General features: G+C 51.0%; 11 protein-coding genes. 4 read left to right on the forward strand and 7 right to left on the reverse strand.

Going from position 1 to position 14,614, the window contains the following annotated elements; translation table 11 throughout:
* Window positions 1–34: 34 nt before the first annotated feature.
* The 7 genes from pstA to ACN5NT_RS19880 all read right to left on the reverse strand — a co-directional run bounded on the left by pstA (window position 35) and on the right by ACN5NT_RS19880 (window position 8,882).
* Window positions 35–913 (reverse strand): phosphate ABC transporter permease PstA, encoded by an 879-nt coding sequence (gene pstA / locus ACN5NT_RS19850; protein ID WP_419176619.1) that lies wholly within the window; start codon window positions 911–913, stop codon window positions 35–37.
* Complete coding sequence (gene pstC / locus ACN5NT_RS19855; RefSeq protein ID WP_419176620.1) at window positions 910–1,881, reverse strand: phosphate ABC transporter permease subunit PstC; 972 nt, start codon at window positions 1,879–1,881, stop codon at window positions 910–912. Before pstC ends, pstA begins: the two co-directional genes overlap by 4 nt.
* 68 nt (window positions 1,882–1,949) lie before the next feature.
* Window positions 1,950–2,975 (reverse strand): phosphate ABC transporter substrate-binding protein PstS, encoded by a 1,026-nt coding sequence (pstS, locus tag ACN5NT_RS19860; protein WP_419176621.1) that lies wholly within the window; start codon window positions 2,973–2,975, stop codon window positions 1,950–1,952.
* 459 nt (window positions 2,976–3,434) lie between these two features.
* A complete protein-coding gene (locus ACN5NT_RS19865) occupies window positions 3,435–3,866 on the reverse strand; it encodes a hypothetical protein (protein ID WP_419176622.1) in 432 nt (143 codons plus the stop codon).
* A 73-nt stretch (window positions 3,867–3,939) separates the two neighbouring features.
* Window positions 3,940–5,367 (reverse strand): carbon starvation protein A, encoded by a 1,428-nt coding sequence (locus tag ACN5NT_RS19870; RefSeq protein WP_419176623.1) that lies wholly within the window; start codon window positions 5,365–5,367, stop codon window positions 3,940–3,942.
* A 310-nt stretch (window positions 5,368–5,677) separates the two neighbouring features.
* On the reverse strand, window positions 5,678–6,541 hold the full coding sequence (locus tag ACN5NT_RS19875) for a carboxylate/amino acid/amine transporter (RefSeq protein ID WP_419176624.1): 864 nt from the start codon (window positions 6,539–6,541) through the stop codon (window positions 5,678–5,680).
* A gap of 439 nt (window positions 6,542–6,980) precedes the next feature.
* A complete protein-coding gene (locus ACN5NT_RS19880; protein ID WP_419176625.1) occupies window positions 6,981–8,882 on the reverse strand; it encodes a response regulator in 1,902 nt (633 codons plus the stop codon).
* A gap of 774 nt (window positions 8,883–9,656) precedes the next feature.
* Between ACN5NT_RS19880 and pdhA the strand changes: the two genes are divergently transcribed.
* The 4 genes from pdhA (at window position 9,657) to lpdA (ending at window position 14,578) form a co-directional block, all read left to right on the forward strand.
* A complete protein-coding gene (gene pdhA, locus ACN5NT_RS19885; protein WP_419176626.1) occupies window positions 9,657–10,778 on the forward strand; it encodes a pyruvate dehydrogenase (acetyl-transferring) E1 component subunit alpha in 1,122 nt (373 codons plus the stop codon).
* The gene (locus ACN5NT_RS19890; RefSeq protein ID WP_419176627.1) at window positions 10,771–11,748 is read left to right on the forward strand and encodes an alpha-ketoacid dehydrogenase subunit beta; all 978 of its coding nucleotides are present in this window, start codon (window positions 10,771–10,773) and stop codon (window positions 11,746–11,748) included. The genes pdhA and ACN5NT_RS19890 overlap by 8 nt, the downstream gene beginning before the upstream one ends.
* A gap of 70 nt (window positions 11,749–11,818) precedes the next feature.
* Window positions 11,819–13,147: a dihydrolipoamide acetyltransferase family protein gene (locus ACN5NT_RS19895; RefSeq protein WP_419176628.1), complete on the forward strand. Its 1,329-nt coding sequence runs from the start codon at window positions 11,819–11,821 to the stop codon at window positions 13,145–13,147.
* A gap of 9 nt (window positions 13,148–13,156) precedes the next feature.
* Window positions 13,157–14,578: a dihydrolipoyl dehydrogenase gene (gene lpdA / locus ACN5NT_RS19900; protein ID WP_419176629.1), complete on the forward strand. Its 1,422-nt coding sequence runs from the start codon at window positions 13,157–13,159 to the stop codon at window positions 14,576–14,578.
* The last annotated feature ends 36 nt before the right edge of the window (window positions 14,579–14,614 follow it).

The raw sequence follows: 14,614 nt of genomic DNA on the forward strand, positions 1-14,614 counted from the left end.
CAACGATTTCTTTTTCTGCGGATGGAAATCTCTATTAAATTCTTGTACGTTGGCCAATGGCACGACTGATCATATTCAATACAAAAACAAGCAGCACCAGCACCAGCGATGCCGCCCAGGCGAGTTCGATCTGATTTTCGAACGGCATACCCGAGTAATTGTAAATAAGTACCGCGAGGGACGCTGTCGGCTCATTGGCCCGTAGCCAGTAATCACTGAAAAGCGCCGTAAAAAGTAAGGGTGCGGTTTCACCTGCCGCTCGTGCCACGGCAAGCACCACACCTGTAATAATACTTGGTAGGGCCACCGGTAAAATAACCTTGGTCATCGATTGAGCCTGGGTACATCCCATACCAAACGCAGCCTCTCTCATCGGATTCGGCACCATCTTGATCGCCTCTTCAGTAGTCAGCATCACGACTGGAATCATCAGCAGTGACAGCGCAATACCACCAGCCCAGGCAGAGTACGTACCCATGACGAGCACAACGGCCGCATAGGCAAACACACCGGCCAGAATCGACGGCAGACCGGTCATGGTCTTGGCACAGAATCTCGCCACCTTGGCGACCTTACTGTGAGAACCCAGTTCAGCCAGGAATATCGCCGCCAGAACACCGAACGGCACACTGATCAGAGCACCAATACCAACCATAAACAGGGTACCGAGGATGGCGTTGCCGAAACCGCCGCCCAGGTCAAAAGCCGTTGGCGGCAACGCGTAGAACACTTCTAAATTCAGTCTTTTGCCGCCCTTGTAGATCAGCATCAGCAGTACCGAGAAGAGCGGAACAATCGCTATCAGCGCACAGATGACTGTAATGGTGCTGAGAACGATGGATTTCAGAGCGCGCGGTTCAAAAGGCTGACGCTCAAGGTTGAGTAGGATATCCTGCTTTTTCATATCACTCATTTCTTACCTCCCGGCCCCATCAAAGAGATGAAGGCAGCTCCTGCGATATTCACCAGCAGGGTAATCAGCAGCAGCACGCAGGCGGCGTACATGAGAACCGAAGCCTCGTGCGGTCCGGCTTCCGGAAAGTTTAAAGCCAGCAATGCAGCGAGGGTATTGGCAGGTGCAAATACAGAGAGACTGATCTGGTTTGAGTTACCAACCAGCATAGCCAGCGCCATGGTCTCCCCGAGTGCGCGGCCGAAACCAAGGACCAGTGCACCAAAGATACCACCGGAGGCGGTGGGTAACATCACTCGCAGTATTGCCTCCCAGCGTGTGGTACCCATACCGAAAGCTGCTTCTTTGGTTTTGAGCGGGATCGATCTGAGCGCATCCTGGGATATGGCGGCAACAGTCGGTAAAATCATGATGGAAAGTACTATAGCCGCCGGAAACATTCCCGGCCCACTCAAGCTGGTTGAGAAAAACGGCACCCAGCCGAATGTGCTGTGCAGAAATTCGGCCACAGGCCTGATCATTGGAATCAGGACATAAATACCCCATAGGCCATAAACAACACTTGGAATCGCTGCCAGTAACTCAATCAGGTTTTTCAGGACCAGTTCCACGCTTTTCGGCAAAAAGTCCTGGGTGACAAAAATCGCAATGGTCACCCCGAAGAATCCACCGAAGATAAGGGCAAGAAACGAACTGTAGAGCGTTCCCCATATTTCCGGCAAAATGCCAAATTGGCCGGCATTCACATCCCAGGTAGTGGTGGTGAGAAATTTAAAGCCATATTGGCTGATCGCCGGCAATGCCTGTCCACCGATTTTAAAGACGATGTATCCAAGCAAAAAAATGGTTGCCCAGGTAAATGCCAGGGTCAACCATCGAAATGATTTATCAAATAAGATGTCGCCCTTTGACGGTGGTCGCGACAAAGAGCCTGCTTCAGCGGTATTCGGGTCTGTATGGTAAGACATTTCTCTTAAACTCCATGAGGCGGGTTTCCCCGCCCCAGGTGGTACACTAACAAGTATCCAGGAAGGTCTTACTGGATATTTTTAGAAGCTTCGCTGACACGTTCTACAACGTTTGCAGGCAACTCGATATATCCTGCCCTGTCAGATATTTTCTGACCTTCGTCGAGACAGTATTCCACCATCTTGCGAAGAGCCTCTGCTTTTTTCGGATCGTCGTATTTCTTGTGGAAAATCATCCAGGTGTAGGTAACGATCGGATACGAGTCCTTGCCGGCTGGATCGGAAGCCCATACGATCATGTCTTCCGGAATTTCAACACTGGCCAGGGCTTTCATACCACCCTCTTTACCAGCCTTCACGTATTCACCCTCTTTGTTCTGAAGCACCGCCATATCAAGCTTGGCCATACGGGCAAAACCCATCTCAATGTAGCCGATAGCACCCGGGGTCTGCTTAATGGTCGCAGTTACACCGTCATTTTTCGGCGAGCGTACCAATTTAGCATCATTTGGCCAGTTTATTGTTTTACCAATACCCGGCCCATTGCTGAAATCTTCGCTGATGGTGCTCAGATGCTTGGTAAAAACATACGTAGTACCGGAGCTGTCAGCGCGTGTCACTACGGTGATGTCAAGATCAGGCAGAGTAACTCCCGGGTTTGCTTCAGCAATCTTGGGATCGTTCCATTTTTTTACCTGACCAAGGAAAATTGCAGGATACACTTCACGAGGAAGTTTGAGTTCCGCAACACCCGGCAGATTGTAAGCAAGCACAACCTCACCTGCGGTCATAGGCAAAAGCTGTACACCGCCTTCAACTGCTGCAATCTCTTCTTCTGACATCGCGGCATCACTTGCTGCAAAATCGACGACACCGTTCTGAAAATCACGAATACCTGCACCAGAACCTTTGGACTGATAGTTCACCTGAATATCGGAATTCGCCCTGCTGAACTGCTGAAACCAGATTGAGTACAAAGGCGCGGGGAAACTTGCTCCTGAACCTACCAGGCGGGTATTGGCAAGTGCTGATTGAACAGTAGATACGGTAAGCATGCAAAAAGCCGCAAATGCGCACAACAATATTTTCTTCATTATATTTGCTCTCCTTATTTACGAATGTGTTCGAGACAGATCATTCTGTCGAGGAGATGGATATACGTTCGCTAACAAAAAAACAAGTAACCCCGGCTTCCGCAATCGACAGCAATCACACACCAAATCCCGTCAGCCTAAAATCATATTTTGCAAAACAATTTCAAGCAATTAAGCAGGCGAAACACCACTCCATAACACGCGCCACCCCGTTACATTTGTTACGATTTCATTAAGACACTTTTCCCCACCATAACAGACAGTTACCAACCAATGGATCGTATCCAGTCTGGAATTATGAGTTTTCTGTTAAATCTACTGCCAGAACAAGTTCTTCACTCATCATAAAAAAATATCTGGACAAATTGATTTTCTTGTCGCCAGTTACAGCTAGCACACCATTCAGCGCCCGAAGACACAAGCCCCTTCACAACCACCCATTTTCCTGTAGAAAATCTCTCACTTGTACGGTCGTATCCTGGTCAGGGCAAATGAAAATCGTCCACCGCAACCATGATACCCATCCGACCAACGCCAGACAGACTCACCCTCCCCCCTGCTTTCATCGGTAAACTGGATAGTAACAAGCTCACTTATATAGCCCCCGTCTTTGACATATGTTCCCTGAACAAACACTTCAAGCGGCTTCTCCGGACGGACCACCCCGGTGTAGGGTTGCTGTTGTACATTATCCATGATGGTTATATCAGGCCCCCGCTGGATTATTGTCAGCTTATAATCACCTGGTTCCGCCTTCCCCAATCCTTCGCACATGTTGATCGACTCTTTAATAGTTCCCAGCCACTGCCCTGCGTAATCATTAGCGAATCCTGACATAGGCAGACAAAATGTAAGCCCCAGCAAAAGAAAATATTTACGACCTTTCTTCATCCGAGCCACCCTTTACGGTCTGTAGATACATACGGAACAAGGAGGATGCGCCTGTGGTGATTGAAACTGGAATTTATTGCGGTTCGCCAAACTCCTTTCCCTGGATACGAAGCATCCTCGCTTTATTGAAAAAGGCCACAACAACCACGAACGCCACTCCCAGACCTATTGAAGTAGAGACGTTCATCGGCAAGCCAAATCCTATCCCGGAGTTTGCAAGAAAAGTAACGACAACAACCGTCATGAACGTTGCCGGAATACTTGCCACCCAATGCAGTTTACCGTGTTTCAGGAGATACATAGCAGCCGCCCAGAGAACCACTGTTGCCAGAGTCTGGTTGGCCCAGCCAAAATAACGCCAGATAATTCCAAACTCTGACAAGGAAATAATAAAACCAACAGCAAAAAGCGGCACCGCTATCAACAGGCGTTTGACCGGTTCAACCTGGGAGAGTTGGAAAGTATCGGCTAATATCAGCCGGGCACTTCGAAAAGCAGTATCTCCTGAGGTAATCGGTAACAGTACAACGCCGATAATGGCCAATACCCCGCCAAATGGACCAAGCAGAGTTGTGGAAACCTGATTGACCACCAGCCCCGGACCACCTTCTCCGAGAACCTTGTTCAACATTTCCGGGGTATGAAAAAATGAAATGGCCAGAGTACACCAGATAAGCGCGATTACTCCCTCGGCTATCATTGAACCATAGAAGACGCTACGGCCATATTTTTCATTCGGCAGGCAACGGGCCATGAGAGGTGACTGGGTGGCATGAAATCCACTCACCGCCCCGCAGGCAATCGTTATGAACATCAGCGGCCAGAGTGGCAGATTTTGCGGATTGACGTTCACCAGCGTTCTCTGGGGATAAAAATCATATCCTTTGGCTATCAGCATAGTCATGAGACCAACCGCCATAAAGATCAGTATGGCCCCGAAAATTGGATACACTCTGCCAATTATCTTGTCGATGGGAAGAATTGTCGCCAGGAAATAATATGCCAGGATAATACCGACCAGAATCTTCACGTCAATGCCGGTCAGATTCTGTAACAATTCCGCAGGACCGAGAAAAAACACCACACCGACTAAAATCAGGAGAATCACAGAGAAACCACGCATGAACTGCTTGAAAAGCATTCCGAGATTTTGCCCCACCACATCCGGCACACTTTGTCCGTTATAACGAACCGAGAGCATGCCGGAAAAATAATCGTGTACAGCACCGGCAAATATTGCTCCCAGCACAATCCAGACCAACGCCACAGGCCCATACAACGCCCCCAGAATCGGGCCGAAAATCGGGCCTAGACCGGCTATGTTCAATAGTTGAATAAGAAAGATCTTCCAGGGTGGAAGCTCAAGGTAATCTACCCCGTCCTGCATCGTTTCTGCCGGGGTTTTCCTGTTTGGGTCCGCACCAAACAGCCTGTCAATAAACGCCCCGTAAACCAGATAGCCAATTATAAGCGCGGCAACGCTCGCAAAAAATATTATCATAAGGTCAACTCAGGTAAGGCGTTCAGAAGGAGGATTAAGGAGTCAACACATGTCAGATCTGCAGAGGACAGCGTAACAGTTCCCCACCTAAAGCCTATCATAAGGATGACCTCATGTGGCGTCTATTGATTTTTTATTTTTACTGGCAACAGCCCGCCCCGGTAGAATATTCGGAGACGGGCTGTTCAAGGGAGGTGAGCCGGTCAAAGGTGCCGGCTAACAAGTGACTATTTCAGCAGGTCGGGCACATTCTGTTTGTCGTCCTTTCGCTCCAACAACTCACTGGAACGCACCTGATTTACCTGCAATATCAAAAAACACGTGAGATATTTCGGTTAGCCCAATACTTGTGGAAAAACAAGGAAAGTAGCAGTACTCCGCCACCAAGACTCAACCGCAACAGATCCGCCTCCCGGTTCCAGATCAAGAGATTAACTATGAGGCCCGCCGGTACCAGCGCATTGTTCATTATCGCAAGTACTCCTGCATCCACCATGGTAGCACCCTTGTTCCAGAGAAAATAACCAAGCCCCGAGGCGACAATTCCGAGGTAAATCAACACACCCCACTGCGTTGTTGTGACAGGCAATTTTTCCGGATTTCCGAAAATCATCCAGGAACAACCTGCCACCATCAAGGCCCCGAGATAGAAGTACCCGAACACGGCTCGCTGGGGCAGATCAAGCTTGTTTCTCTCCAAAACCACCTTATAGCCGACCTGGCCAAGCGCAAAACAGAGATTTGCCCCCTGTACAACCAGAAAACCCAGCAAGACCTCGGAACCAACCGCGTTGTAGCGAATAATTGCAGCGCCGATCACGGCCATCACAGCGCTGACCAGATAGCGGTAGCTGAACCGGCCCTGCATTATATCGTAGATCAGGGTAACATAGACCGGTGTGAGAATCGTGAAAACAAGTACTTCCGGCACAGATAACAGCAAAAAGGACTTGTAGTAAAATACATACATGAGCCCGAGCTGCACTGCACCAAGAGCCATAAATTTCGTTGCAAGATGTATGGGGATTCTGCGTATCATAGGCAGGAAAACCAGGGCAGCCAGAAGCACACGGGTCAACACCGCAAAGTATGAGTCAACCTGACCTGCCAGGTAGACACCGATAAGACTGAATGAAAACGCCCACAGACAGGTGATGACAACCAGATAAACCATAACATTCTCCCGATTACATGGCTGAAACTCTCTTTATGGCAGCATACTTCACCCTTACTTAAGATCAGGCTGCTGCGGCTAAAAGTTTCAAAAGATCTTTTATTGTTCCATCTCTCCCATAGCCCAAACGCCGTATCCCACCCTGTTTCGTGCAGGACAGCTCTCATTTATACGAGGCTACCACCATCCAGGTCAAGACGTTTCCATTTTCATTCATGATCAAAGAAACTTAAGAAGAAAAAACCTGACTCCTGCTAAAGCTCAGTCGAGAGCTAGAGAACTCTTGCCAACACCCTTATATGCTCATTAAATCAGCATGGAGTCACTTGCCTCCCACGCCTATCTCCTATCTCCTATCTCCTCACCTTTTCAAGCTGAAGATTATGGGGAGTCAGAAAAAAAAACGGCAACAAGAAACCTTGTGAAACTACTCTGGAGGCTATGAGTCCAACACGGCACGTACGGCACTGTCCATATCCGCAAGGGTTACTGGTTTTTCGAGAAATACATTAACACCAAGTTCCCTGCTTTTCAGAAACTCTTCCTTCCGCGCATAACCGCTCACTACAATGACTTTCAGTTCAGGCCACTCCTTGAGGACAACCTCCAGGGTCTCACGCCCATTGAGTCCCTGCCCCATAAGCATATCGATCATCAGCAGGTCAACCCTGTTCTCCCGCAAGAACTTTATAGCTGCCTCACCACTGGTGAGCGAGTGAGTGTTATAGCCAAGTTTCCGCAGGGCAGCTTCAAAGATCTCATTCTGCTCGACTTGATCATCAACAACCAGAATCCGCTCTCCTCTTCTCGATTTCACCGAGCCGCAAATAACCGATACCTCGCTTACACTCTCGGCTGAAGCAGGCAGGTAGACATCAAATCTCGCGCCGGGATTTGTGTTGTGCACCTCGATCCAGCCACCATGGTCCTGTACTATATTCCACACCACAGACAAACCGAGGCCTGTACCGCTTTTGCCCATAACCTTGGTCGAGTAGAAAGGATCAAATATCTGTACGAGGTCTTCGTCACTTATTCCAGGTCCATCATCGGCGACCGTCAATTTAACAAATGAGTTTCCCCCGGCCCCCAGCGAATTGTTCAGGGGATGTTTGAATGAGCAATTATCGGTACTCACCTTTACTGTACCTTCCGGGCCAATAGCCTCAAGAGCATTGCCGATCAGATTGAGCAACAGCTTATGGAGGTGTTGTGGAGAGCAGTAGAGATTCGCCACCTCCGGATGTAAGCCGGTCTTCACCTCCGCTCCTGGAAAATGGGTGAGTCGCTCCGTATGTTCCAGTGACTCCAGGTACCTCTTTATGAGTTCATTTGGATTCTGGATACTTTTCGGCTGATTGCGGCCACGGGTTATGGCCATAAGATCGGATACCACTGCGGCTGCTCTCATCCCGGCTTCGCGGATCTTCTCTATCTGAGAATAAAACGGATTGCTGTTATCCATCTGCCGTAGCAGCAGATCGGGATAACTCACCACTCCTGTCAGGATATTGTTCAGATCATGTGCGACGGAGCCGGCCATGAGACCAAGGGCGTTAAGTTTTTCAGCCGCTGCTAGTTTACGCTGCAACTCAAGTTTTTCCTGCTCGACCTGCAACCGCCTGGTCATGTCCCGCAGCACCCAGACCTGCATTGGCTGCTCCTGATAAACGATTTCCCGTGCTTTAGCCTCCACCGACAGTTCCCTGCCATCAGGTCTGCACATCATAACCGCACCCACTCCTTCCGCCCTTTCGTCCGGGCAGGTGGGGAGCTTTCCTCCAACCTCAGGCTGCAGCAAGCGTGCAACGTCAAATCCCTTGAGCGACTCTTCGGTATCAAAACCGAACATCTGGCGAAACGGTCTGTTTGCTTCGACGATTTTCCCGTCTTTATGGATGACGATCCCTTCCCAGGCACCTTCGGCCAGTACCTTGAAACGGTATTCACTGTTTTGGAGTTCGGTCTTCAGGCGATTATGCTCAACCGCCTTTTCCAGGGTCTGCAAGAGAAGTTCATGGTTCAATGGTTTATGCAGGAAGTCATAAGCGCCAAGCTTCATGGCCTGTACCGCTTCCTGAACAGTGCCACCGCCGGTGAGCATGATCGCAATTGTCTGTGGGCTGGTGTCAGCAATATATTTAGCCACATCACAGCCTGAAATATCCGGCAGATCTATATCGAGCAACGCCAGGTCGAATGATCTGGATTTTAGCAGGTGAATTGCCTCTGCACCGGTAACTGCCTTTTCACAGGCGTAGCCATGGTGCTCCAGGATAGGCTGCAGCATCTCAATAAAACGGGCTTCAGCATCCACCAGTAAAATTTGAACTGCAGTCATGCAACATCTCCCGAGGATCCATTTTCATCGGAAGCTACAATAAATCCTGCAATATTTCTGCAAAGCACAGAAGCCTTTTCCGGCAGGAACCTGCTGGAGTACATCGCAATGCCCAAAGAAACAGTGCTGACTGGGTGGGGGGTAATTTGCATGTGTTTCAGTGTAGTTTTAAAATGGTTGATCTTATCCTGCCTACTCACATTCCTGCCTGCTACCAGGTAAGAATCGTACACTTGGGTTCATGGTAGAAATCATACCTGAAAGCTGAAAACGCGCGGAAACACCCTGTTCCATTCGCCCAGGTTGCATCCACCAGTTCCAAGCCTGATTTCCCCTAAGTGTTCCCTATAACGCGACAGCTCCGACACCGGAGCAAATGCGCCCCTGGTCTAAAGCATTTTTCCAATAAATCTAATACTTTAAGCATATCCGCTCAATTTTCCCCCCAGAGATGTGATACCATCATCTGAGGATTTTTCAATGAATTTTTACATGGCTTTTTATGGTAGCACCTAAAATCACAGTAATTATTCCCAATTAGCCATAAAACATTTATAAATTCCCAATCTAAAAAAGTTACAAGCGCACTTCTGAGAGCCGGCCACACCATATCCAGCCTTTTCTGCAGGCCAATTTGCTATTCTTCTAACCTTAGGTATACTTCAGTTAGGATCGTTTAATATACAGACACTTAGGGTGATTTTTCAGACTCCCCGGACCATCTGTTCACCCGTCCGATTATATAAAAAACAACCTCCTGATTCCGGAGCTGCCATGCCACGCACAGCAATAACCCTTACCGAAACAATAGAACATCTTTCAGTACTCAATGAGCATGGAGAAGTCGATACCGATCTTGAGCCTGAAATTTCACAAGACACCCTGCTGGAACTTTACAGGGCCATGCTGCTTGGTCGACGTTTTGATGAGAGGATGCTCGATCTGCAACGACAGGGAAGAATTGGCACATTCCCCCCCATTAAGGGACAGGAAGCTGCCCAGATGGGTTCGATCATACATCTCAAGGAGAGCGATTGGCTGGTTCCTGCCTTCCGGGAAACTGCGGCGGAAATCTGGCGCGGCAGGTCACTGGAGAGCGTTTTGCTTTATTATAACGGCTTTAACGAAGGCACCATTATCCCGGAACAGCAGAAGGATATGCCCATGTCTGTGCCGGTCGGTTCACAAATTCTCCATGCGACGGGCATTGGCTACGGGGCAAAGTACAGAAAGAATGGTGAGATCGTCATGACCTATTTCGGGGACGGCGCCACCTCTGAGGGTGACTTCCACGAAGGCCTGAACTGTGCTGCCGTGTATCAGGTACCGGTGGTGTTTATCTGCCAGAACAACCAGTGGGCCATCTCTATTCCACTCAAGCAGCAGACCCGCTCCGAAACCATTGCCCAGAAGGCACTGGCCTACGGAATGCCAGGTATACAGGTTGATGGCAACGATATTCTCGCCGTCTATGTCGCAACGCAGGAAGCGGTTCAGCGGGCGCGCAATGGCGGTGGCCCCACCCTGGTCGAATGCGTCACCTACCGGGTGATGATGCACACTACCGCAGATGATCCCAGCCGCTACCGTTCGGACGAGGAAGTGGAAAAATGGATGTTGAAATGCCCGTTAAGCCGCTTTGAAAAATATCTGCGACAGAAAAACATACTCAACGACACCAACTGCGAGGAAATCGAATCGCTGGTGCTGGACCGGATACAGACAGCGATCCATAAAGCTGAACTACAGATGGCTGAGCCCCCCGACCCACTCGACATGTTCGACCACCTCTTCGAAAAACTGCCTCCACACATAACCAGACAAAAAGAGGAGATGTCACGATACCTGAACTCTCTTAGAACCGGGAACAGGCGAGAAGGTGAACATGATGGCTAAAATGACGATGGTACAGGCCCTCAACCTGGCGCTGAGGCAGGAAATGGCCAAAGACGACAGCGTACTCATCCTGGGCCAGGATGTCGGCCCCGATGGCGGTGTCTTCCGGGTGACGGACACGCTCATTGATGACTTTGGTCCCGAAAGAGTGATAGACACCCCGCTGGCCGAAGCAGCCATAGCCGGAATGGCGATCGGTATGGCAGTCTACGGCCTGAAACCCGTCTGTGAAATACAGTTTTCCGGCTTTGCCTACCAGAACTTTCATCAGATCGAAAATCATGCCGCCAGAATGCGCTGGCGCAGCCAGGGCAGACTCAACGTACCAATGGTCATGCGTGCACCGTATGGCGGCGGCGTACGGGCCCTGGAGCACCACTCAGAAAGCCGTGAAGCCTACTGGGCGCATACCCCGGGCCTGAAGATGGTGATCCCATCCGGTCCCCGCAATGCCAGGGCCTTGCTGGTTGCTGCAATCCGCGATCCGGACCCTGTCATTTTTTATGAGCCAAAAGCCCTCTACCGTGCTTTTCGCGAGGAAGTTCCCGAGCAAGAAGAATCCATGGAAATCGGGCGTTCGCAGTGTATCAGGGAAGGCGATGACCTGACCATGATCGCCTACGGGGCAATGATTCCGCCTGCAATGGAGGCCGCCAAGGAATTAGAGAAACTTGGCATCAGCGCGGAGGTTATCGATCTGCTGACAATTTCCCCGCTCGATGACTCTGTTATGATCGAGTCGATCAAAAAGACCGGCCGTGCGTTGATCGTGCATGAAGCCCCCCAAAGTTTCGGGGCTGGCGCCGAGATCATCAGCCGTTTGATGGAAGGAGCATTTTACTACCTCGAAGCACCGCTTGTACGTGTTACCGGTTACGACATTATCATCCCCTATTTCAGTCGCGAAAAAGCATATATGCCCGATGTACAGCGAATCCTCGCGGCTGCTCGGGCCACATTGAACAACTAACCTGCAGTTCCCTCGGGCCGAATTCTACCAAAGCTGCCCATGGGAATTGCGGGCAAAGTCTGGAGCACATATGACCTCATCATTTCGGTTGCCTGATCTGGGTGAAGGAGTTCATGAAGCGGAGATTCTTGCCGTGGCCGTAACAGAGGGTCAGAAGGTTGCGGAGGGAGATCTCATCCTTGAAGTTGAAACAGATAAAGCCGCGGTTGAAATCCCCTCTCCCACCACCGGTACGGTAACGGAAATTCATGTCAAACAGGGGGAAATCGCCAAAGTCGGCGATATTCTCATCACCTTTGACGGATCAGCAGTAACCGACGAGACAGCGCCCACAAAGATAAACATTGAACAGGAGGCTGTGCAGCAGGCCGAGCCGGCTCCCGAGCCTGCCGCTGACACCAGGGCTGAAGCCCGGGAACGTCAGGCAACAGCGCAGCACCCTCCCGACCGACCGGTTCCGGCCGCCCCATCCACCAGGAGGCTGGCCCGAGAGCTTGGGGTCGATCTGCATCAGGTATCCCCCACCGGGACCAATGGTATTGTCACCGCAGAAGATGTCCGTAATTTTGCTCAATCCGGTGGATCGGTCAACCTGGACCAGAATAAAATGGTTCTCCAGACAGCATCCGAGCACTGCGCCTCATTTCTGCCCGTTGAACCACTGCCGGACTTCAGCCAATTCGGGGAGGTTGAACGCCAACCGTTCCGGTCCATTCGTCGCGCAACCGCCATCCGCATGTCCGCATCCTGGTCACAGATCCCCCATGTCAATTGCCAGGACGTCGTGGACATTACCCGCCTGGAAGAATTCCGACAGCGTCATAAAGATATAATCCGGGCCAACGGCGGCAGATTGACCATGACCGTTTTCGCTTTAAAAGCCGTTGCAACAGCCCTGAAAGCCTATCCCCACTTCAACGCCAGCCTTGATCTGCCTAAACAGGAGATCATCATCAAAAAATATTTTCATATCGGTGTGGCGGTGGATACGGAGCATGGTCTGATGGTACCGGTGATACGCGATGTCGACCGAAAGAGCATCAAGGAGTTATCTGTTGAGCTGCACGAAGCGATCACCAGGGCACGTGAACGAAAGTCGAGCCGGGAGGAGTTAATCGGCGGCTCCTTCACCATTACCAACGCAGGGGCCATAGGCGGCAGCCATTTCTCGGCAATCATCAACTATCCGGAAATTGCAATTCTCGGTCTTGGCCAGAGCAGGATGCAACCGGCGGTAATCACCGAGGGCGGTAAAATGCAGATCGTACCGCGCCTGCAAATGCCCATTGTGCTCTGCTTTGACCATCGTGTGGCAGACGGAGCCGACGCCATACGCTTTATGCAGGTAATCATAAAAGCTCTGGAAGATCCCGACGAACTTCTCATTTCGATGATATAGGAGCCGCATATGGTAATGGGCGATATGGAGATGAAGGTAGATGTGGCGATCATCGGCAATGGCCCTGGCGGCTACGGTGCAGCCTTTCGCGCAGCAGACCTCGGCCTCGATGTGGCGATGATCGACCCCAGGCCCGAACCTGGTGGAGTGTGTCTGCACCATGGTTGCATTCCCTCCAAGACCTTCTTATTTCTGGCAGAGCTCATCCTTGATGCCAGACGCGCAGCCTCCATGGGAGTCAGATTCGCTGAACCGGAGATAGATCTTACGGCCATGCGGGGCTGGAAGAATCAGGTTATCGAAAACATGGTCAGCGGTCTGATCGGTCTCAGCGACAAACGCGGAGTGCAGCTTGTCACCGGCACCGCCCGTTTTGAAAATGCCAATTCCATTAAATTAGAGGGTGCTGAGGTTAGCCGGATCAGTTTTAACCACTGCATAATCGCCACCGGCTCAGTTCCCATTGACTTTCCAGACACAACCCCAGGCAGCAGGATAATGAGCTCAGCAGGAGCTCTTGCCCTCAACGATATTCCGGAGGAGTTGTTCATCATTGGCGGCGGCTATGTCGGTCTGGAGCTGGGTACCGTCTACGCGGCTCTGGGCAGTCAGGTCAGCCTGGCCGAATTGCAGGATCGCCTGCTTCCCGGGGTGGATGCTGACCTGGTGGCCCCTCTCCACAAGCAACTCACCAGGCTGTTCGGCGAAATTCACCTCAAAACCAGAATAACAGAGCTTACAGAACATGACGACCATGTAGCGGTTCGCTTCGTCACTCCCGAAGGTGAAGAGGCACGGCAATTTGACCGGGTGCTGGTTGCCATTGGCAGAAAACCTGCCTCACAGGATCTGGGTCTGGAGCACACTGCGGTAGTGGTGGATGATCGTGGCTATATCCAGGTTGATGATCAGCAACGCACTGCCGAGAAAAATATCTTCGCGGTCGGCGATGTAGCCGGCGGCATGATGCTGGCCCATACCGCAACGCGGGAGGGTCGTATCGCGGCAGAAGTCATCGCCGGCATCAACTCTTCTTTCGATGTCCGCGCCATCCCGGCCGTGGTCTACACCGACCCGCAGATAGCCTGGTGCGGTCTCACCGAAGAACAGGCCAAAGCTGAAAACATAACCGTTTCAGTGGAAAAATTCCCCTGGAAATACTCGGGTCGGGCCCACACCATGGGCACCACCGACGGCGTAACCAAAATTCTGGCCAACCCTGAGGATGGCAGAATTTTAGGTGTCGGCATCACCGGGCGTGACACCGAGGGGCTCATCTCAGAGGGAGTGCTGGCCATCGAAATGGGCGCACTGGCCGAAGATTTGGCCTTGAGCCTGCACCCACACCCTACACTAAGCGAAACAGAGGGCGAAGCAGCGGAGATCTTCCAGGGCAGCCCGACCCACATGTTGCCCAAGAAGCGCACGTAACCAATATTTTTCATGAGCAATCAGGGATCATAATCC

It is taken from the genome of Desulfosediminicola sp. (assembly GCF_048381775.1).
Lineage (GTDB): Bacteria > Desulfobacterota > Desulfobulbia > Desulfobulbales > Desulfocapsaceae > Desulfopila > Desulfopila ganghwensis.

Excerpts from the sequence above, each read along its gene's own strand:
- ACN5NT_RS19865 (WP_419176622.1), bottom strand. The coding sequence starts at position 3,866 with ATGAAGAAAGGTCGTAAATATTTTCTTTTGCTGGGGCTTACATTTTGT.
- lpdA (WP_419176629.1), top strand. The coding sequence starts at position 13,157 with ATGGTAATGGGCGATATGGAGATGAAGGTAGATGTGGCGATCATCGGC.
- ACN5NT_RS19890 (WP_419176627.1), top strand. The coding sequence starts at position 10,771 with ATGGCTAAAATGACGATGGTACAGGCCCTCAACCTGGCGCTGAGGCAG.
- ACN5NT_RS19895 (WP_419176628.1), top strand. The coding sequence starts at position 11,819 with ATGACCTCATCATTTCGGTTGCCTGATCTGGGTGAAGGAGTTCATGAA.
- ACN5NT_RS19880 (WP_419176625.1), bottom strand. The coding sequence starts at position 8,882 with ATGACTGCAGTTCAAATTTTACTGGTGGATGCTGAAGCCCGTTTTATT.
- ACN5NT_RS19875 (WP_419176624.1), bottom strand. The coding sequence starts at position 6,541 with ATGGTTTATCTGGTTGTCATCACCTGTCTGTGGGCGTTTTCATTCAGT.
- pstC (WP_419176620.1), bottom strand. The coding sequence starts at position 1,881 with ATGTCTTACCATACAGACCCGAATACCGCTGAAGCAGGCTCTTTGTCG.
- pdhA (WP_419176626.1), top strand. The coding sequence starts at position 9,657 with ATGCCACGCACAGCAATAACCCTTACCGAAACAATAGAACATCTTTCA.
- ACN5NT_RS19870 (WP_419176623.1), bottom strand. The coding sequence starts at position 5,367 with ATGATAATATTTTTTGCGAGCGTTGCCGCGCTTATAATTGGCTATCTG.
- pstA (WP_419176619.1), bottom strand. The coding sequence starts at position 913 with ATGAGTGATATGAAAAAGCAGGATATCCTACTCAACCTTGAGCGTCAG.
- pstS (WP_419176621.1), bottom strand. The coding sequence starts at position 2,975 with ATGAAGAAAATATTGTTGTGCGCATTTGCGGCTTTTTGCATGCTTACC.